Source organism: Pedobacter frigiditerrae (assembly GCF_004331645.1).
Taxonomy (GTDB): Bacteria; Bacteroidota; Bacteroidia; order Sphingobacteriales; family Sphingobacteriaceae; genus Pedobacter; species Pedobacter frigiditerrae.
The window spans coordinates 373,343-393,409 of the sequence record NZ_SJSK01000004.1; the positions used below are offsets into that span (position 1 = coordinate 373,343).

The following is a 20,067-nucleotide window of genomic DNA, read 5'->3' on the forward strand; positions in this document are numbered from 1 at the left end:
ATAGCCGACTTGAAAGATAAAGCGCTCTATACTCCTTTCGGAGAGTGATGGAGGCCTAAACTAACCTACAAACAAAATCTTCTAAAACAGCAGTATTACCTAGACTTAAACGTTGTTTTAACCTGCGCTTGCTCCGACCCACACTATCTTTGCTGATGCCCAAGGTATTTGCAATTTGATTAGTGGTTAGTTTTAAGCATAAAAGTGTAGCCAAACGTTCCTCAGCGGGGTTAATGGTTGGTAACATTTTTTGCAATGAAGATAAAAATGAGGGATAGGCTTTTGAAAATTCTAACCTAAATTTTTCCCACTCGGTATCGGTTACCAGTGTGTATCGTAAAAGACTTTCGTTCAATTGTTCATTTCCATCAACCAATTGTTTTTGTAGGTTAACAATTAACTTTTCTTTTTCGATAATATTTTCTGTAAAGCTTAGTATTTGCTCTTTTGCTTGATTTGCTTCTTGTTCTGCCAGTTTTTGCCTGCGCGCTAATGTTTCTGCTAAATGTTTTTGTTGCAACATTTTACGGTTGTAAAACAACAAGGCTATCACAGTTAAAAGTACAATGGCTATTAATATAAAATTTCTGGTTAAACGCTGGTTTCTAATTGTATTGTTTGCTTCGTGCAGATGATCTTGCATATCATCAAAAGCTATACTTGCATTAATAGCAGATAATTTGCCGCTGTTTATATTTTCTGTTAAGCTATCGCGGTATTTTTGGTGTAACGCATAATATGCAAATGCGCTATCTGTTTCTTTAGTTGCCTTAAATGTATCGGCTAAACCTTTAGAGGCCAAAACCTTTTCCTTTAGCAAGTTATCTGTTATGGCATAACGATAGGCATTTCTAAATTCGTTTAATGCATTGCCATAGGCTTTGCTTTTTAAATAAATGGTACCCAAGTTGTTTTCGGCTATTGCCGCATTGTTAAAAGATTTTAGCCTTAAACTGGTTTTCAAGTGCTCTTTTATTAATGGTAAGGCTTTATCTTCTTGATTTTGCAAGGCTAAAATCCGGCCAATATTGCCTTTTGCAATAGCTATCCATAATTGTTGATTATCTGTCTCTGTGTGAGGCTTTTTAATTAAAGTATCTAATAATTTTTGATAATAATACTTTGAGCTGTCTATATTGCTAAGTCTAAAATAAGAAGCACCAATTATGTCTATTTGCAGAATATGTATATTTGGGTCTGTTCCTTTTTTTTCTTCGCTGGTGAAAGATAAAAATTTAAGTCCGTAGTTAATGCTTTGCTTATAATCTTCATTTAAATATAAACCAAGGCTTACATTATAGTAACGGTTGGCCACATAAACAAAATGGGAAACACCTATCTTTTTCTGTAACTCAATAGCTTTTAAATTATATAACACATAGCTACTTGCGTAAGGTGATAATTCTGCATACTGTGCATATAGCTCCGCCATAAGTTGATCATCATTTAGCTTGCTAGCTATTTTTATGCACTTAGTTAATAATGTCCCTCCTTTTGGGAGTTCTGATGATTTCCAAATGCCTAGTTCAATTCTCCCATAAACATCAAACATTGTAGTTCTAATCCATAACCTATCATCTGGATTATCTTTTAGGTAGGCATACATCTCATTTATAATCTGATGATATCCTGCTACGTTTCTATTCTTTTTTAGTAAACTATAGGTTTTTTCTGCTTGGTGGGTTTGCGAAGTATCAGCTACTTCCCAAGCTTTTATATAGGGTGCTATCAGTTTACTTTGTGCCTTAAGCTTGAAGCCACAAAATAAAACGCACAACAATAAAGAGAGCGATAGCCTCATTATTAGGTTTCGGATTAACTAAAGATAAACAAACTGGGATGCACTCCTAATGGTTGTAAATTTAATGTTTTTAGTTTTAAAATCACAAAATAGCCCAAGTCTAGATAATAAAAAAAGCTGCTGAAGACAAGAACTTTCCTTTAGCATACATTGGAGGTTGAAAAGCAATTTGCTTTAAATAGCGTTCTTTAGTCCCCCTTTATTTCGTGCCTTGAAGAAAGGCACCCATTAGAATAAGGGTTTATTTTACACAGGTTTTTGTTGTAGAGGAACTCATTTCGAGCAACTATATTACGACACTCCCAGCAACTGCCAAGTACTACCAACTTTGTTATTAAACCTTATTGAAACGATCTTCTAGTGGTAACCCCTGCGGTTACCGGCAGTAAAGTGGAAAGAAATACTGCAAAGCCTATGAAACACTGACATTGTCAAAACAAAAAAACCTTAACGATTTTGCTAAGGTTTTTCAATGCTGTTAACTGCTAACCGTTAAGCGCTCCTTTAATGTCAGCTATAATATCATCAATATGTTCTAATCCAATCGACAAACGTACCGTTCCCTGCTCAATTCCAACTTCCAAACGTTGTTCTTCGGTCAATTTTGAGTGTGTACTTGTTGCTGGGTGTGTTGCAATTGAACGTGTATCTGCCAAGTTTGCAGAGATAGAAAACATTTTCAATCCATCCATAAATTTACGAGCACCTTCTACCCCATTTTTAACAACTACAGTTACAATTCCTCCACCCTGTTTCATTTGTTTTTTAGCAATTTCGTATTGAGGGTGAGATTTTAGGAATGGGTATTTCACTAACTTAACTTGTTCGTGACCTTCTAAAAATTCAGCAACCTTTAAGGCATTTTCGCAATGTCTGTCCATTCTAATTGCCAATGTTTCTAAACTTTTAGATAAAATCCAAGCATTAAACGGCGATAAAGATGGTCCACTATGACGAGCAAAATTCATTATTTCAGTTATCAAATCTTTGCTTCCTAAAATAATACCACCTAGCACACGGCCTTGACCATCAATATATTTAGTTGCAGAGTGGATAGAAATATGTGCACCTAGTTTAATGGGCTGTTGCAAGTATGGCGTTGCAAAACAGTTATCAACCACTAATAAAACGTTATGTTTTTTTGCTAAATCACCTAAAAATTCCAAATCAATAATATCAATACCAGGATTTGAAGGAGTTTCCACAAAAAGCATTTTGGTATTCGGCTTGATTAGTCCTTCCCAATCTTGTGGTTTATCTAAATCAGCATAATCGAAAGTAACACCCCACTTAGAGAACACATTGGTTAACAACTGGTGTGTTGAACCAAAAACCGAACGGCTTGAAACAATATGATCGCCACTTTTTAAGAAAGCGCCAAACGTAGTAAAGATAGATGCCATGCCCGTTGCTGTAGCGAAACCATCTTCTGCTCCTTCTAACAAACACATTTTCTCTATAAACTCAGAAGTGTTTGGATTAGAATAACGGCTATAAACATTCCCCTCTTTTTCATTAGCAAACAAAGCACGCATTTCTTCTGCATCATCAAACTTATAACTTGAAGTTAGATAGATAGGTGAAGAATGTTCTTTGTGTAAACTTCTTTCTGTTTGGGTACGAATAGCGATGGTTTCAAAATTTTTGGACATGTTGTGTATTGCGTAATGAGTATTGCGTATAGCGAAACTCTATTTATTTATGGTATAAGTAAAGTTAATTTTTGCAGAGCGACCTAAGATATTTGCAACCGAACAGTATTTATCAAAGGTTAAAGCCAAGGCACGTTCTACTTTTTGTTCATTCAAATTTCCAGCAAGATTAAACTGGATGTTAATTTCTTCAAAAATTGCAGGTTCTTCATTTACTCTTGAAGCATTAATATTGATTTTGATATCTGCTAAGTCTTCTTTTTGCTTGGTAAGGATATTGACCATATCAATCCCACTGCAGCCACCCAAACCAATCAATAAGGTTTCCATCGGCCTAAAACCCTTTCCTTCTCCGCCAATTGCAGGATTTGCATCTAACTCAACAGTAAAACCGCCTTCGTTGCTTGCTTCAAAATTAAATTTCCCGCTTTTGCGGATTAGATTTATTTCCATTTGTTCAGTACAAAGTATTTAGTAATTAGTATTTAGATAAATACTGCTTTGATTTTTCAGCTTTTACCTTTATGCTTAAATGCCGTAAAAAACCAAGTTATCTTTTTCCAATTCTGGCAATCTAACTGGCTTCTCAAAAATAGCGTAAACAGATGAACCGCTTCCACTCATTAGCGCAAATGTAGCACCTGCAGCATAAAGCTTTGTTTTTATTTCGTCAATTTCTGGATATTTTTCAAAAACAGAAACCTCAAAATCATTTAAAATATTGGCTTTCCAATCACTTAAGGGCAAATGTATTAAATCTTTTAGGGATGTGGTAGGTTCTTTAACTTTTACTTTGCTGTAAGCCTCGGCAGTTGAAACGTGAATTGGTGGTTTAACCAATACCATAAAATGATTGGATAAATCGATTTCCAAATCTTCAAATTCATCGCCTTTGGCAAAGGCATAAGCTGGTTTGTTCTCAATAAAAAAAGCACAATCCGCACCTAAAACCCTTGCGTAGTCTTGCATTTTTTCAATTGACAAACCTAAATCAAACTTGTCATTTACTAATTTGATTAAAAAAGCAGCATCGGCAGAACCACCTCCTAAACCAGCGCCAACAGGAATATTTTTTAACAAAATAATTTGTTGGTGAGGCAAACCAAATTCATTCTGCAATGCCCTAAAGGCTTTCACACAAATGTTATCATCAGGATTGCCTGGTATTTCAATTCCCTTTATAACACACGTTGTATTTTCAGAATCAATCAATTCTACTACATCATGTAACTTAACAGGATAAAAAACCGTTTGAAGATTATGATAGCCATCAACACGCTTCTCTGTCAAAAACAGTCCAAGATTTATTTTAGCATTTGCAAAAGCGAGCATCTTATTAATTTACGATTTTAGATTGGTGATTGACGATTTTATTCCTAAACCTTATATTGATAATGACCAATGATTTTGAAGGAGAAAAGGCAATCTTCCAATACTTGGCCACCACCTATGTTATGAACAATTAAGAATCTTTTTCCGTCAGCAGACTTTTTATTTACCACCAAACCAATATGAGATATGTTACCACTTAAATTCCAACACACAATATCTCCTGGTTTATAGTCATCCACATTTTTAGTCATTGATTTTACAGTTCCTTTTCGCTTAAAGAAAACCATTAAGTTATAAACTCGCCTATGGTCTATGTTTGCATCAGGCTTTTTCCTGCCCCAATCTTTTGGGTAAAGCTTAAAATTCTGCTTCATATCTTCGTGAACATTCTTTTGCAAGTCAGTGCCCAAAGCTCTGTAAGCCCTAATCACCACATCGGTACAAACACCTTTACCGGCAGGCACATCTCCATTCGGATAAGGTATTTTAAAATAAGCAGGGTCATAAACAACTTTTTGCCTTGTTAAGGAAATTGCAGCATCAGAAAGTTTTAGTGCTTGTTGAGACTGCCCAAAAGCTTGAAAGGCTACCAAAAAGAGAACCAAAAATGAATGTAGTTTTCTGGACATATAAATCTACTTATGTTGCTCCAAATCTAATTCAATTTTATGGCATAGAAAAGTTTAGCACAATGTTTAGGCCTCCGAGAGTGCTAATGTGTACAACAAACAAAAACAATCGTTTCTTTAACGTTTATTTTTTAATGCTTTTGCTATTTACATAGAATGATTTATTATATTGTGTCCGCTATTGTTAAAGAACCAATTATAAATCCTAACCTGAACACAATGAAACGTAGAAACTTCATCCAATCAAGCTCCATTTTATTAGCAAGCACTGGCTTGGCATCGGTAATGCCTTTAGATTTACTAGCATCTGCTACCCTTGCAGATAAAATTCGTTTTGCCGTTATCGGGGTAAACGGAATGGGCTGGTCTAATTTAAATGCTTTGCTAAAGGATTCAAGAGCTCAGTGTGTTGCAATTTGCGATGTGGATAAGAACGTTTTGAATAAAAGAACTGCTGAATTAGCCAAAAGAAATATAAGTGTAACTACAGCTTCCGACTATAAAGCAATATTGGAAAACAAAGATATTGATGCCATTGTAATTGGAACACCAGACCATTGGCATTGTAAAATAATGGTTGATGCTCTTGCAGCTGGCAAAGATGTTTATGTAGAAAAACCTGCTGGCAACTCCATTCAGGAGTGTAACATCATGGTGGCTGCTCAAAAAAAATACAATAAAGCAGTACAAGTTGGACAATGGCAACGTAGCCAAAAGCACTTTGCTGATGCCATGGCTTATGTTCACTCTGGCAAGTTGGGTAATGTGCGCTTGGTAAAGGCGTGGGCATACCAAGGATGGATGAAAGCGATACCTATTGTAGCTGACTCAGCTGTGCCAGAAGGTGTAGATTATGCTGCTTGGCTTGGTCCTGCAACTAAAAGACCATTCAACAAAAATCGTTTCCATTTTGAATTTAGATGGTTTTGGGATTATGCAGGAGGGTTAATGACAGATTGGGGGGTACATATGATTGATTTTGGTTTAATAGGTATGAAAGCTGAAACTCCAATAAGCGTTGTTGCTTCTGGAGGTAAATTCGCCAATCCTAATGATGCTTCTGAAACACCTGATACTTTAACTACTATATTTCAGTTTAAGGATTTTAATCTGCAGTGGGAACATGCAACTGGAATTGATGGGGGTCCTTACAATAGAAACCATGGCGTTGCCTTTATAGGTAACAACGGCACATTAGTCGTAAATAGACAAGGCTGGGAAGTAATACCTGAAAAAGCCGATGGAAAAGACAAAATTGAACGTGTAGAATTTCAAAAATCTGTTGACAATGGCTTAGAAAAACACACCAGCAATTTCTTAGATGTGATACAATCTCGAAAGTTCGAAGACCTAAAAGCGCCTATTGAAGCAGGCTCTCATATTGCAAAAATTTGCCAAATGGGCAATATTGCTTATAGACTAGGTAAAAAAATATATTGGGATGCTGAAAAAAATAGATTTACTGATAGCGAAGCCAATAAATACCTTGCTGCCGCCTACCATAATGGCTATAAATTGCCAACCGTTTAGTTCGTAACTTCCTTTTAACAGTTTCTTCGTTAGGAAAATACACAATGTGGAAAAAGCATTAAGATTAAGATTATTTAAATTTCTAGTTTTGTAAGAAATAAAATTAAAAGTCCCGATTTATCGGGATTAGATGGTATGAAACAATATTTAGATTTAATGCAACATGTGCTAGATAATGGCACACAAAAGCACGACAGAACGGGTACGGGAACAATTAGTGTTTTTGGATATCAAATGCGCTTTAACCTTCAAGAAGGTTTTCCGATGGTAACTACGAAAAAGCTACACCTTAAATCTATTATACATGAATTGATTTGGTTTTTAAGCGGTGATACGAATATTAAATACCTAAAGGATAATGGTGTTAAAATATGGGATGAGTGGGCTGATGAAAACGGAAACTTAGGACCTGTTTATGGTTCGCAATGGCGCTCTTGGCCAAAACCAAATGGCGAAAAGATTGACCAAATTACTCAAATTATCAATACCATTAAAAACAACCCAGATTCGAGAAGAATTATTGTTTCTGCTTGGAACGTTGCAGAAGTTGAGAACATGGCACTTCCACCATGTCACGCCTTTTTTCAATTTTATGTAGCAGATGGCAAATTAAGCTGCCAATTATACCAACGCAGTGCAGATATATTTTTAGGCGTACCTTTTAATATTGCATCTTATGCTTTGCTAACCATGATGGTTGCACAAGTTTGCGGGTTGGAATATGGAGATTTCATCCATACACTCGGTGATGCTCATTTATACAACAACCATATTGAACAAGCAAATCTTCAGTTAAGTAGAGACACCAAGCCTTTGCCTAAAATGTACATCAACCCAGCGGTAAAAGACATCTTCGATTTTAAGTTTGAAGATTTTACTTTAGAAAACTACGACCCACATCCACATATTAAGGGAGCGGTAGCAGTGTAGTCTTTCGTTGCTCGTGTATCGTTTTTTGTCTAACAACGAACGAAAAACGACCAACGACCAACGAAAAAAACTAATGAACAAATTATCCATCGTCGTAGCCATCTCAGAAAACAATGCCATAGGCAAAGACAATCAGTTGTTATGGCATTTACCTGCAGACCTTAAACATTTTAAGGAAATCACTTCAGGTCATACCATTATCATGGGTCGCAAAACCTATGATTCTATTGGTAGACCATTACCTAACAGGAGGAATATTGTAATTACTCGCAAATCAGATTTACAAATCGAAAACGTTGAAGTTGTAAATAGTTTAGAAAAAGCAATATCGCTTTGCAATAATGAAGATGAGGTATTTATAATAGGTGGAGCAGAAATTTATAAGAACGCTATTTCTTTGAGCAATAGGATTTATTTAACAACGGTTCATAAAGAATATGAAGCTGATGTTTTTTTTCCAAAAATAAATGCAGGTGAATGGTTAGAAACCTATCAAGAATATCACGAAGCTGATGAAAAAAATAGCGTAGCTTACACTTTTTCGACGTTAGAACGCAAATAAGAAAACTTCCTTAATAAAATTACAATAAGGTAACTATTATTTAAAAAAATAGTTAGATTTGCCGACTTGTTTAAAAACAGCAAATAGAAAAAATTATACAACAAAAAATGCAAGGTAAAGGTTTTATTAAATTTATGGCAATACTATTGGGTATTGTCTGTCTGTATTCTCTTTCGTTTAATCTAGTTACATATAATGTAGAAAAAGACGCCAAAGCGTACGCCAAAGGCGACACAATCAAAGAAAAAGCATATTTAGATTCAATGGCTACTCAGCCAGTTTATCCAGTATTTGGCTTAACCTATCAGCAAGTTAAAGGTAAAGAGATTAACCTTGGGCTTGACTTAAAAGGTGGCATGAACGTTACCATGGAGATTTCTTTAGCTGAGCTAACTAAATCTTTGGCAAACAATACTACAGACGCAAACTTTAACGAAGCATTAAGAAATGCACAAGCAAAATTAAATGCTGGTGGAAGTGATTTCATTTCTCTATTTGTTAGCGAATACGAAAAACTTGTTCCTAATGGGAAGTTAGCAGATTTCTTTTCAACTCAAGATAATGCAGCTCAATTAAAAGCAAACGCAAGCAATGCTGACGTAAAAAGTTTCCTTTCTAAAGAAGCTAATAGTGCAATTGACCGTTCATTCATCATCTTACGTAGTCGTATTGATGGTTTTGGAATGGTTAGTCCTAACATGCAAAAACAAGAAGGTTCTAACAGAATCTTTATTGAGATGCCAGGTGTACAAGACAAAGAACGTGTTCGTAAATTATTACAAGGTTCTGCTGAATTACAATTTTGGCAAGTTTATCAAAATCCAGAAGTTTATGGCATTTTAGATAACATCAATAAAACACTTGCTGCTAGTCTTAAAGATACTGCTACAGTTGCCCCTGTAGCTAAAGCAACAGATACTGCTAAAACTGATAATAAATTAGCTGGTCTTGGTAAATTAAATAAAAAAGACACTTCAGCAACTGCTAAAAATGTTGATGCGGCTAAAGCAAGCCCGCTAATTGGTACTTTATTAGAGATCCAGGCTTACAAAGACCAAAACGGCCAAATTCAATTGGCTCCTGGTGCTGTTGTAGGTACAGTGCTACAAAAAGATACTGCTAAAGTAATGGCGTATTTTGCTAAGCCAGAAATTAAGCCTCTTATTCCAGGTACATTGAAATTCATGTGGGGTCTTAAACCTAAAGATGGAACTAAGCGTTTTGATTTATATGCAATCAAGGTAACATCAATGGATGGCAAACCAGCTTTAGGTGGTGATGCCATCTCAAATGCTCGTAGCGATTACGGTGAGGGTAACAAACCCCAAGTTTCTATGAACATGACTGCTGATGGTGCTGCAAAATGGAAAAAAATCACTGCAGAAGCAGCAGGTATTCCTGATGACCACTCAGATGATAAAGCAATTGCTATCGTTTTAGATAACACAGTTTATACTGCTCCTACTGTAAACGGAGAAATTCCAAATGGTAGTTCGGTTATCTCTGGAAGTTTCACGATAGATGATACTAAAGATTTAGCTAACATCTTAAAAGCTGGTAAATTACCTGCTCCTGCTAAAATCGTTTCAGATTTCGTGGTTGGTCCTTCATTAGGTCAACAAGCAATTGATAGCGGCTTGGCTTCATTTGTAATTGCATTCGTAGTTATTTTAGCCTTTATGGCTTTATATTATAATAAAGCTGGTTGGATTGCCAACTTAGCCTTGTTAATTAACTTATTCTTTATCATGGGTGTTCTTGCAGCGTTTGGCGCTGTACTTACGTTACCTGGTATTGCTGGTATCGTGTTAACAATTGGTTTATCGGTTGATGCGAACATTTTGATATTTGAACGTGTAAGGGAAGAGCTTGCCCACGGTAAGAGTACGGGAGTTGCAATTAAAGAAGGTTTTAAACATGCAATGTCTTCAATCATCGACTCAAACGTTACCCTATTCATCTTGGGTGCCATTTTGGCTATCTTCGGTACAGGACCAGTACGTGGTTTTGCGGTAACTTTAATGGTTGGTATTGTAACGTCATTATTTGCAGCGGTATTAATCTCTCGTGTAATTTTTGAAAGCTTAATCGCTAAAAAAGCAAATATCTCATTCGATAATCAATTTACTAGAAACGCCTTTAAAAATATCGCCTTCAACTTTGTTGGACGTAGAAAATTATACTATATTATTTCTACGGTTATCATCATTGCTGGTATAGGTTTTTATGTTAAAAATGGCGGATTAAATCTTGGTGTAGATTTTAAAGGTGGTAGAACTTACATCGTGAAGTTTGACAAACCAATGAGCACTGAAGAAGTTGCTCACAAATTGGTTCCTCATTTTGAAGGTGAAGAAGCATTGGTTAAAACAGCTGGTACTGACAATTCATTAAAAATCACTACCCCTTACCATATCCAAGATCAGGATCAAGGTGCTGATAAATTGGTAGAAAATGCATTGGTTAAAGGTTTAAATGAAACTGGGGCCAAATTCACAATTGAAAGTCAACAAAAAGTTACTCCTACTATTGCTAGTGACATTATTTATGGCGCATACGGAGCAATCATTTTCTCTTGTATCGTAATGTTTATCTATATCTTGGTTCGTTTCAAGAAATGGCAATATGGTCTAGGTGCAGTTATTGCATTATTCCATGATGTATTATTGGTATTGTCATTCTATACTATATTAGATGGCGTATTACCTTTCCCATTAGAAATTGGACAAGATTTTATCGCTGCTATTTTAACGGTAATGGGTTATACCATGACAGAAACAGTAGTTGTGTTTGACCGTATTCGTGAGAAACTAGGTGAATCTGGTAAAACTGATGTTTATGGTGCAGAAAGAGATACTTTAATCAACTTCGCATTAAACAGTACATTAAGTCGTACTATTTTAACATCATTAACCGTATTCTTCGTGTTATTGGTCATCTTTATATTCGGTGGTGATAGTATCCGTGGATTTATATTTGCTTTATTAATTGGTCGTATCATCGGTACATATTCATCATTATGTATCTCTACTCCTATTGTAATCGATTTATCTAAAAACGAAGCGAAAAAAGCTTAAACCCCTAACCCCTAAAGGGGAATAAGGTTATAAAAAAAGGGTCTCGAATTTCGGGACCCTTTTTGTTTACGGCGTTTTTAAATTAACAGCAAAGAAGCAAAGGTCGCTAAGATTAATTTTTCCTTTAGCATAAGATAAACCACAAAGGTACAAACAGGACTTATATTCTCTTGACTACCATATATGGTTTCAAACCAATGAAACTACTCTTTTCTTTGCGCTCTTCTTGTCTTTGCGGTTATTAATTAGTCCGGTAAAAGATAACTCTGTGTTCTCTATGGAAATCTCTGTGCTCTCTGTGTTAAATAACGTAGCATTTTCTTAAACTTGTTTAACATTTATTGGCTTAATAACTTAGTATATTTGTTAAACTAAATGATAGGTTCATTAGTTTATCTACTATGGAAAACGCAAAGCAAAAAATAGTAATTGTTGGTGGTGGTTTTGGCGGCATTGAATTAGCAAAAAGACTTAGAAAAGAAAACGTTGAGGTAATTATTCTCGACAAGCATAATTACCACACCTTTCAACCTTTATTATATCAAGTTGCTACTGGTGGTTTAGAAGCAGACTCTATTGCATTTCCAATTAGAAAGATATTTAAAGGGCAAAAAAATCTAACTTTTAGGGTTACAGAAGTGCAAAAGATAATTCCAGAAGAGAATAAGTTAATAACCACAATTGGAGAAATTAGCTATGATTTTTTAGTAATATCAACAGGTTCTACAAGTAATTTTTTCGGACAAGATGAGATTCAGCAAAATGCAATGCCGATGAAATCTATACCAGAGGCATTAAACTTGCGTAGTCTAATCTTGCAAAATCTCGAAGCATCTCTCATAGCAAAAGACCCACAAGAAAAAGCGGGATTATTAAATTTTGTGGTAGTTGGTGGTGGTCCAACAGGTGTTGAAACTGCTGGCGCATTGGCAGAGTTAAAGAAACACGTTTTAAAGAACGATTACTCTGAAATAGATATAAACCAAGTTAACATCTATTTAATAGAAGGTTCTCCAGAATTATTAGGTCCAATGTCTCCTCAGGCACAAAGAAAATCTCAAGAGTTTTTAGAGGAAATGGGCGTAACTGTTTATACAGAAGCAAGAGTAAAAAGTTATGATGGTAAAAGCATTGCTCTACTTGATGGTAGAATTATTCCTTCTGCTACTGTAATTTGGAGTGCTGGCGTGAAAGGAGTTGTTTTAGATGGCTTAAAGCAAGAATGTACTGTAAGAGGAAATCGTTTGAAAGTAGATATGATTAACAAGGTAGACTGTTACCAGAATATTTATGCCATTGGCGATGTGGCTGCGATGATAACAGATGAAACTCCAAATGGGCATCCAGGTGTTGCTCCTGTCGCCATACAACAAGGAACTCTACTAGCCAAAAACTTAATCAATATCATTAACGGTAAACCCACAGAAAATTTTAAATACTTCGATAAAGGTTCTATGGCAACAGTTGGTAGAAACAGGGCGGTTGTAGACATTGGCAAAATTCGTTTTCAAGGTGTATTCGCTTGGTTTACTTGGATGTTTGTTCACTTAATGACCCTAGTAGGTTTTAGAAATAAATTGATTGTCTTTGTAAATTGGGTTTGGAGTTATTTTAGCTACGATAGAGGCACAAGATTAATCATTAGACCCTTTCTTAAAGGAGATAAATGGAAAGCTATAAATAGTCCGGAAGTAAAGAAGTCGGAAAGTGTAATTAGTCTGGAAGTCGGAAAGTCCGAAAGTCCGAAAGTTTAATTCGAAACATTTTCCATTTTACCTTTTCCATTTTCTATATGTTTCAAAAAATAAAATTAGTAGAATGCCCTCGTGATGCGATGCAAGGTTTGCACGATTTTATTCCGACTGAACTAAAAGCTGAATACATCAATTTATTGCTTCAAGTTGGGTTTCACACCATGGATTTTGGAAGTTTTGTTTCTCCAAAAGCTATTCCGCAGTTGCGAGACACAGAAGAAGTGCTAGGGAAATTAGATTTATCAAACACTAAATCAAAATTACTTGCCATTGTGGCTAATTTAAGAGGCGTAGAAGACGCCGTTAAACATAAAGCCATCACTTATCTCGGATTTCCTTTCTCCATCTCAGAAACGTTTCAACTACGCAATACTAATTCTAGCATAAATCAATCTTTAAACACGGTTGAAGAGATGCTCAACCTGTGTGATAAAAATAATAAAACAGCTGTCGTCTATTTATCTATGGGTTTTGGCAATCCTTATGGCGATGAATGGAATGTGGAAATTATAGAAAAATGGGCTGATGAATTAGTAAAAAGAGGCGTTAAAATACTTTCATTGGCCGACACGACTGGAGTTTCCACTCCAGAGAAAATAGAACTCATTCTTCCAGCGTTGATAAAAAAATTCGACCAAATAGAAATGGGTATCCATTTGCATAGCACACCTTATACACGATTAGAAAAAATTGAAGCTGCTTACAATGCTGGTTGTAAACGTTTTGATAGTGCATTAAAGGGTTTTGGCGGCTGCCCTATGGCTAGCGATGATTTAACTGGAAATATGGCTACCGAAGATTTGATTTCTTTTTTGCAAAGCAAGGGTGAGAATTTAAATTTGAATATGGAAAAATGGAATGAAGCGATGGTTTTATCTTCAAGAGTTTTTAGTGGGAATTAATTTTTAACATTAAGAAATTAAGTGCCATTAAGAAATATTAAGAGTTATTACTAAAAACTCTAATCTTCTTAATTCCTTAATGTTAAAAACCCTTAAACCTTCTTCACCATTTTAAAATGTTGGATACCTGCTTCCTCAAATTGTTCTCCCTCTGCTACAAAACCAAATTTGGCATATAAGCTCATGGCATCTAATTGAGAATTTAAGTAAATATAGTCTGCATCAGCAGGTAAATCATCTAAAGCAGTTGCAATTAGTGCCCTTCCCACTCCTTGCCCCCTAAACTCCTTAAGTACTGCAAAGCGTTCTAGTTTATAACCCTTATCCGTTTTACGCCACCTGCAAGCCCCACAAGGCTGATGATCTGATAAAGCTATAAAATGATGAGATACATCTTCATTTTCCCATTCCAGTTCTGGCGGGCAACCTTGTTCATCAACAAAAACAATTTTACGAATGGAAAAAACCTTTTCTAGTTCTTCTTTAGTGAGCGCTTTTTGTACGAGAAGTGAGTCCATCTTTTTTTGGTTTTTTATAGTGTTTAATATTTTTAGATTTCTCTGTATTTAACTCTTCGGCTGCATCAATAGAATGCGAACAATGAATATCCGTTTCTCTTTTTGCTAATGCTGCTAATTTAACGTAATATTTATGGAGTTGGTCTAGCTCATCTTCGGTTAAATCTTCAATATCAACCATTCTATTGCTAGTATGTTCTTGCGCAGCAATTAATTCATTTAACTTTAACTGAATGGCTTTACCATCTTTGTTTTGCGCTTTCTGAATTAAAAAAACCATCAAAAAGGTAATAATTGTTGTCCCTGTATTGATAACCAATTGCCAGGTCTCAGAATAATCAAACAATGGCCCCATTGCTGCCCATATTACAACTACACCTGCGGCCATTAAAAATGCTGGAGAACTGCCAGTAAATTTAGTCGCCGCATTAGCAAATCTTTCAAAGAGGCTAATACCTTTTTTATTTTTCATTTCTAAATGTTTAGGTAATCAAATATAATCTATATATCAATTAGAATTATGAGATAACTAATGACAAATCATAAACAAGAAAGTTTAACCAAACCTAGTTATTGTAAAGCAATCAAATCTTCTATAAAAATCTCCGTTTCATAGGCTCATATACTTCATTTGTCGCAATTAACATTTGTTAACAAGCGCTTTTTTAAAATTCGCCTTCACATATGAGGAGAATTTTATTATTATTTAGCATGAGCTGCGCCTTTAGCCTTAGTGCTTTTGCCCAGCGACCATTAAAAATTGATGCAGTGATTAGTGGTTTTTTTACTATACCGATGGAAACGATGTTAGATACCATCGCCAGAAAAAGTAAAATTAGGTTTATTTATGACCATGAGATGATTAAGAATATTCAAATTACTGATCAATTTCATGAAGAACCTGTTAAAAATGTATTGTCTAAAATCTTTAAAAGCAACGACCTTCATTATTGGGTAGAGTCTGATCAAGAAATCTATATCATTAAAATGCCTGAAGATTTACCTCGGCTTAAAAAAATGGCATTGGTTGGAGATTCTTCCTTGTTCTATTCCAATCAGTATGTAAAATCAGAGAAGAAAAACTTACCAATCTTAAATACAAAGGTAAACACTGAAGTTAACGATGTAAAACCACAAAAAAAGGTTGAACCATTTACCATTAATGGAAAAGTAATAGATCAAAACACTGGAGAATCATTGCCATCAGCAATCATTAAAGTTAGAAATACCAATATTAGCACATCTACCAATTCAGATGGTTACTTTACCATTTTGCACGTCCCATCAGACACTTGTAAGCTAGAAATCAACTATGTTGGTTACAGAAGAGACACTTATGAGCTCAACAGTGAGAACATAAAAAAAGAAATTGTAATTGGATTATTCATTTCGGTAAAGTCACTAAACGAAGTAATTGTTGTAGGCAAAAAGGGAGAAAGCGTCATGACAACAGACAAGCGGAGAGTAAGTGTGTTGCAAATTTCTCCAGCAAAGCTTGATGAATTACCAAATATTGGAGAAAGAGATATTTTACGTTCTTTCCAGTTAATGCCGGGTATTAGTGGCAGCAATGAATCTTCTTCTGGAGCTTATGTTAGAGGTGGAACACCAGATCAAAATTTGGTGCTTTTTGATGGTTTTACTGTTTATCAAGTAGATCACCTTTATGGCTTTTTTAGTGCTTTTAATAGTAATAGTGTTAAAGATGTAACCATGTACAAAGGTGGTTTTTCTAGCAAATATGGTGGACGATTATCTAGTGTAACGGATATTGTAGGCAAGGAAGGGAATAGTAAAGAATATAATATAGGTGGAGATATCAGCCTTTTAAGTGCTAATCTTTATTTAGAAAGACCTATTAATGATAAATCTACCTTGCTTTTAGCCTACAGAAGATCTTACGAAGGTCCTCTTTATAATAAAATCTTCAATAAATTTAACACAACCACTATTTCTACCACCAGCGGTCCTGGAGGCGGACCAGGTGGAGGCATGGGTGGCCCTCCAGGTGGTGGCGGAAGAGGCGGTTTTAGTCAAACGGTAAGCACACCGGCTTCGGCTTTTTACGACTTAAATGCAAAATACACTTATGCTCCCGATCAAAAAAATAGGCTCTCTTGGAGCGTTTACCAAGGAAATGATAATTTAGATAATAGTAAAACCATAGAGCTGCCTTCATTTATTTCTAGTGGAGGAGAAATTACCAATACCGATAAAACTACTTATGGCAATTTAGGCTCTAGCTTAAAATGGTCTAGACGTTGGACACCCAAAGTCTATTCAAACACTTTGGCCAGTTTCTCTACTTACCATAGCGATAGGGACAATAGCAATAAGGTTACTGTTGCAGACTCACTGGGCAATGAAACAGAGTTGAGCAATGGTACTTTTGAAAAGAACAGGCTGAGGGATTTTAGTGTGAAATCTGATTGGGAATGGCAAGCTAAAGATAAAATAAAAGCACTTTTCGGTGTATATGCTTCAAACCAAGATGTTTCTTACGAGTATAGCCAAAACGACACCAGCAAATTAATTGACCAACATACCAAGGCAAATATTGGTGGGCTTTATGGAGAAATTGAATTTAGCCCTGGCAAAAACTTGCAAATTAAGCCAGGAATTAGAACAACCATTTACGACCAAACTGGGAAGGTTTATTTTGAGCCACGTTTATCAGGAACTTATACTTTAAATGATAAATTGACCTTAAAAGCATCAACTGGTAAATTCTTTCAATTCACTAATAGAGTTATCAGAGAAGATATCTTATCAGGCAGTAGAGATTTTTGGGTACTTGCAAATGGAAGCTCAATACCTGTAAGTTCGGCATACCACTATGTTGCAGGTTTTAGCTATGAAGCTGATAAATTTTTAATTGATATTGAAGGATATTACAAGACGCTAAATAACTTATCTGAATATTCGCAAAGGCAAATTGGAAACAGGAGAACTGGAATTTCTTTAGAAGAGCATTTTTATACAGGTTCTGGTTTTACAAAAGGTATCGAGTTTTTAATTCAAAAAACAAAAGGTAAATACACAGGGTGGATAAGTTATACCCTTGCCGATGCAAAAAACAATTTCGAAGCCTATGGAGGAGAATTTGCAGCTAGCCAAGATACCAGACACGAATTAAAATCAGTTAACTTGTATCACTATGGTAGATGGACATTTTCTGCCACTTGGATCTTCGCCACAGGTAAACCTTATACTGCACCTTTAACGAGTTATACCGTTAACGACTATAGTGGAAACGCAAAGACATTTTTAACCATAAGTGATAAAAATAGTCAACGTCTTCCCTCCTATCATAGATTAGATATTTCTGCACTGTACGATTTAATTAAAGTTGATAGCCGTAAAGTAGGTAGCATTGGCTTCTCCATCTTCAATGCCTATAACCGAGGCAATATATGGTATCAACAATATTCAATTGTTAACAATCAAGTGATCACATCAAACGTAAACTATTTAGGGCTTACACCCAACATAACACTCAGCTTAAAATGGAAATAAATAAAAACCTGAAATACCTATTTACTTTAATATTCATTGTTATCGTTTACAGCTTTTCATCTTGTCAAAAAGATGATGCAACTGCAGATTATGCTCGACCAGTTGTAGAAGCTTATTTAATACCTGGTCAAGCTTTGCAGGTAAAGGTATACTATCAGAAATACCTTGAGGATACGATTTCTTATGGATTTCCGATTACGGGATTGGCGCTCAAAGTTTCTGATGGAACAAGCAATGTTTCATTAACAGAAACCAAATCTGGTGTTTATACTTTCGCTGATCCAAATTTCATTAAGGATAACAAAAGTTACGCATTAAGTTTTACCTATTTAGATAAAACGATAAGCGCACAGACTACCATACCAACTAAACCCGTAAATTTCAAGGCATCAAGTACGCAGCAAGAAGTACCAGCAATGACATTTGGTTCTACACCAAAAACTTTTATACCTGTAATGTACAGCTGGGCAAATGCTATATCAGATTATTACATGTTATCAATTCAAAATATAGAGACCTACCCAACTGCCATCTCCAGAAACACAAGGTTAAAAAGCGAAGTTTTGGTTGGTCAGGTTTCTACTTATAATACAGAAGCCATGAATTTTAGTTATGCGGGTAATCATAAGGTGTTATTGTTTCATATCAATAAAGAATATAACGATGCCTTAAAAAACATAAGTGGAAATTCACTTAATTTAACAAATCCATCAACAAATGTGACCAATGGTTTAGGTATTTTTACCGGCCTTAGAGCAGATACTTTAGACTTGTTTGTTTACCAGTAAAACATTAATAAGCAACACGATAACTAACCATGGTAAAATTAAAATCTTGGCGTTTTTTTAACATCACTATCCCCCTATTATTTTGGGTTATTGTATTTAGTTTGCCCTATTTTTTGGGAGCAGATCACTTTCCTAAAGAATTTCGTGAGCAACACTTAAGGAGTATGTTAGTCTCTAACCTACTTCTCATCCTCATTTTCTATGTACATAGTTATCTAATTTATCCCCTTAGAGAAAAGAAAAATGGCATATTGATTTATATTAGCCTGTTACTGGTATGTATGGCTATTTATCTTTATACCAAAGATTTCTTTAGACCAGATTTCCCAAAAAAAACCATATTTATTGACAAAGGGCCAAGGCAATTTGAACCACCCCTATTAAACATTATGTCTATTTTTCCTTTCCTTTTTGTAATTGTTGCCAGCTTTTGCCATCAATTATATTTAGACAAGGTAAAAAGAGAAAAACTAATCAAAGAGCGTGAAAACATCTATTTAAAAACAGAATTGGCCTTTCTTTCCTCGCAAATCAGTCCTCATTTTATGTTTAATATTTTAAATACTATGGTGGCAATGGCGAGAAAAAAATCAGAGGAACTGGAATCATCACTCATCAACTTATCTCAGTTAATGCGTTACATGCTCTACGATACCAATGGCAAACCAATTCATCTTATTGATGAAATAGAATACCTAAAAAGCTATGTTAATTTGCAAATGATTAGGTTTAAGGATGATGTAAATGTTAATATGCAATTGACAGGAAATTTCAAGAATTTACTAATTGAACCTATGCTGCTTATTCCTTTCATTGAGAATGCATTTAAACATGGGATTGGAAACATTCAAAACCCAAATATTGATATTTCCATTCAAGTAGAGGACAAAGAACCATCCTTGAAGCTGATGGTTATCAATAATGTAACATTAATGGAAACAAAACCAGAGAAAAGCTCAGGAATAGGGTTAAATAATGTTAAAAGAAGGCTAGAATTGCTCTATCCCGGCAAGCACTTATTCCATACCCAACAAAAAGATAATACTTTTATAGCAATACTTCAAATTACCTTATAA

Annotated in this window: 16 protein-coding genes; 9 read left to right on the forward strand and 7 right to left on the reverse strand. The window is 35.2% G+C overall.

The window, feature by feature from the left end; translation table 11 throughout:
- Positions 1–55: 55 nt before the first annotated feature.
- The 5 genes from EZ428_RS16740 to EZ428_RS16760 form a co-directional block, all read right to left on the reverse strand.
- Positions 56–1,801 carry a hypothetical protein gene (locus EZ428_RS16740; RefSeq protein ID WP_131554335.1) on the reverse strand — a complete coding sequence of 582 codons (1,746 nt, stop codon included), beginning with the start codon at positions 1,799–1,801 and terminating at the stop codon, positions 56–58.
- A gap of 485 nt (positions 1,802–2,286) precedes the next feature.
- Positions 2,287–3,453: a trans-sulfuration enzyme family protein gene (locus EZ428_RS16745; protein ID WP_131554336.1), complete on the reverse strand. Its 1,167-nt coding sequence runs from the start codon at positions 3,451–3,453 to the stop codon at positions 2,287–2,289.
- A gap of 39 nt (positions 3,454–3,492) precedes the next feature.
- Positions 3,493–3,906 (reverse strand): OsmC family protein, encoded by a 414-nt coding sequence (locus EZ428_RS16750; RefSeq protein ID WP_131554337.1) that lies wholly within the window; start codon positions 3,904–3,906, stop codon positions 3,493–3,495.
- Positions 3,907–3,981: 75 nt separating this feature from the next.
- Positions 3,982–4,785, reverse strand: coding sequence for a 4-(cytidine 5'-diphospho)-2-C-methyl-D-erythritol kinase (gene ispE / locus EZ428_RS16755; protein WP_131554338.1), 804 nt, complete (start codon positions 4,783–4,785; stop codon positions 3,982–3,984).
- Positions 4,786–4,829: 44 nt separating this feature from the next.
- A complete protein-coding gene (locus tag EZ428_RS16760; RefSeq protein WP_131554339.1) occupies positions 4,830–5,414 on the reverse strand; it encodes a DUF1287 domain-containing protein in 585 nt (194 codons plus the stop codon).
- 219 nt (positions 5,415–5,633) lie between these two features.
- Here EZ428_RS16760 and EZ428_RS16765 point away from each other — a divergent pair, with 219 nt between their 5' ends.
- From EZ428_RS16765 to EZ428_RS16790, 6 genes are all read left to right on the forward strand, one after another.
- Positions 5,634–6,944: a Gfo/Idh/MocA family protein gene (locus EZ428_RS16765; protein ID WP_131554340.1), complete on the forward strand. Its 1,311-nt coding sequence runs from the start codon at positions 5,634–5,636 to the stop codon at positions 6,942–6,944.
- A gap of 135 nt (positions 6,945–7,079) precedes the next feature.
- A complete protein-coding gene (locus EZ428_RS16770) occupies positions 7,080–7,874 on the forward strand; it encodes a thymidylate synthase (protein ID WP_131554341.1) in 795 nt (264 codons plus the stop codon).
- A gap of 73 nt (positions 7,875–7,947) precedes the next feature.
- The gene (locus EZ428_RS16775; RefSeq protein ID WP_131554342.1) at positions 7,948–8,436 is read left to right on the forward strand and encodes a dihydrofolate reductase; all 489 of its coding nucleotides are present in this window, start codon (positions 7,948–7,950) and stop codon (positions 8,434–8,436) included.
- A 107-nt stretch (positions 8,437–8,543) separates the two neighbouring features.
- Positions 8,544–11,513, forward strand: coding sequence for a protein translocase subunit SecDF (secDF, locus tag EZ428_RS16780; RefSeq protein WP_131554343.1), 2,970 nt, complete (start codon positions 8,544–8,546; stop codon positions 11,511–11,513).
- Positions 11,514–11,914: 401 nt separating this feature from the next.
- Complete coding sequence (locus EZ428_RS16785) at positions 11,915–13,267, forward strand: NAD(P)/FAD-dependent oxidoreductase (protein WP_131554344.1); 1,353 nt, start codon at positions 11,915–11,917, stop codon at positions 13,265–13,267.
- A gap of 38 nt (positions 13,268–13,305) precedes the next feature.
- Entirely contained in the window at positions 13,306–14,169 is an 864-nt protein-coding gene (locus EZ428_RS16790) for a hydroxymethylglutaryl-CoA lyase (protein ID WP_131554345.1), read from the forward strand.
- A gap of 92 nt (positions 14,170–14,261) precedes the next feature.
- Here the strand turns inward: EZ428_RS16790 and EZ428_RS16795 are convergent, their stop codons facing one another.
- Together EZ428_RS16795 and EZ428_RS16800 are read right to left on the reverse strand one after the other, a co-directional pair.
- Positions 14,262–14,687, reverse strand: coding sequence for a GNAT family N-acetyltransferase (locus tag EZ428_RS16795; RefSeq protein ID WP_131554346.1), 426 nt, complete (start codon positions 14,685–14,687; stop codon positions 14,262–14,264).
- Positions 14,653–15,159 carry a low affinity iron permease family protein gene (locus EZ428_RS16800; protein WP_131554347.1) on the reverse strand — a complete coding sequence of 169 codons (507 nt, stop codon included), beginning with the start codon at positions 15,157–15,159 and terminating at the stop codon, positions 14,653–14,655. Before EZ428_RS16800 ends, EZ428_RS16795 begins: the two co-directional genes overlap by 35 nt.
- A 212-nt stretch (positions 15,160–15,371) precedes the next feature.
- Here EZ428_RS16800 and EZ428_RS16805 point away from each other — a divergent pair, with 212 nt between their 5' ends.
- The 3 genes from EZ428_RS16805 to EZ428_RS16815 are packed head-to-tail and all read left to right on the forward strand — an operon-like array spanning position 15,372 to position 20,067.
- Positions 15,372–18,203, forward strand: a complete 2,832-nt coding sequence (locus tag EZ428_RS16805; RefSeq protein WP_131554348.1) for a TonB-dependent receptor — start codon at positions 15,372–15,374, stop codon at positions 18,201–18,203.
- Complete coding sequence (locus EZ428_RS16810) at positions 18,194–18,991, forward strand: DUF4249 family protein (protein WP_131554349.1); 798 nt, start codon at positions 18,194–18,196, stop codon at positions 18,989–18,991. Before EZ428_RS16805 ends, EZ428_RS16810 begins: the two co-directional genes overlap by 10 nt.
- A gap of 29 nt (positions 18,992–19,020) precedes the next feature.
- Complete coding sequence (locus tag EZ428_RS16815) at positions 19,021–20,067, forward strand: sensor histidine kinase (RefSeq protein WP_131554350.1); 1,047 nt, start codon at positions 19,021–19,023, stop codon at positions 20,065–20,067.

Coding starts and splice junctions, on each gene's coding strand:
- EZ428_RS16760 (WP_131554339.1), bottom strand. CDS start 5,414: ATGTCCAGAAAACTACATTCATTTTTGGTTCTCTTTTTGGTAGCCTTT.
- EZ428_RS16795 (WP_131554346.1), bottom strand. CDS start 14,687: ATGGACTCACTTCTCGTACAAAAAGCGCTCACTAAAGAAGAACTAGAA.
- EZ428_RS16740 (WP_131554335.1), bottom strand. CDS start 1,801: ATGAGGCTATCGCTCTCTTTATTGTTGTGCGTTTTATTTTGTGGCTTC.
- EZ428_RS16785 (WP_131554344.1), top strand. CDS start 11,915: ATGGAAAACGCAAAGCAAAAAATAGTAATTGTTGGTGGTGGTTTTGGC.
- EZ428_RS16775 (WP_131554342.1), top strand. CDS start 7,948: ATGAACAAATTATCCATCGTCGTAGCCATCTCAGAAAACAATGCCATA.
- EZ428_RS16800 (WP_131554347.1), bottom strand. CDS start 15,159: ATGAAAAATAAAAAAGGTATTAGCCTCTTTGAAAGATTTGCTAATGCG.
- EZ428_RS16750 (WP_131554337.1), bottom strand. CDS start 3,906: ATGGAAATAAATCTAATCCGCAAAAGCGGGAAATTTAATTTTGAAGCA.
- EZ428_RS16765 (WP_131554340.1), top strand. CDS start 5,634: ATGAAACGTAGAAACTTCATCCAATCAAGCTCCATTTTATTAGCAAGC.
- EZ428_RS16805 (WP_131554348.1), top strand. CDS start 15,372: ATGAGGAGAATTTTATTATTATTTAGCATGAGCTGCGCCTTTAGCCTT.
- secDF (WP_131554343.1), top strand. CDS start 8,544: ATGCAAGGTAAAGGTTTTATTAAATTTATGGCAATACTATTGGGTATT.
- ispE (WP_131554338.1), bottom strand. CDS start 4,785: ATGCTCGCTTTTGCAAATGCTAAAATAAATCTTGGACTGTTTTTGACA.
- EZ428_RS16745 (WP_131554336.1), bottom strand. CDS start 3,453: ATGTCCAAAAATTTTGAAACCATCGCTATTCGTACCCAAACAGAAAGA.
- EZ428_RS16815 (WP_131554350.1), top strand. CDS start 19,021: ATGGTAAAATTAAAATCTTGGCGTTTTTTTAACATCACTATCCCCCTA.
- EZ428_RS16790 (WP_131554345.1), top strand. CDS start 13,306: ATGTTTCAAAAAATAAAATTAGTAGAATGCCCTCGTGATGCGATGCAA.
- EZ428_RS16810 (WP_131554349.1), top strand. CDS start 18,194: ATGGAAATAAATAAAAACCTGAAATACCTATTTACTTTAATATTCATT.
- EZ428_RS16770 (WP_131554341.1), top strand. CDS start 7,080: ATGAAACAATATTTAGATTTAATGCAACATGTGCTAGATAATGGCACA.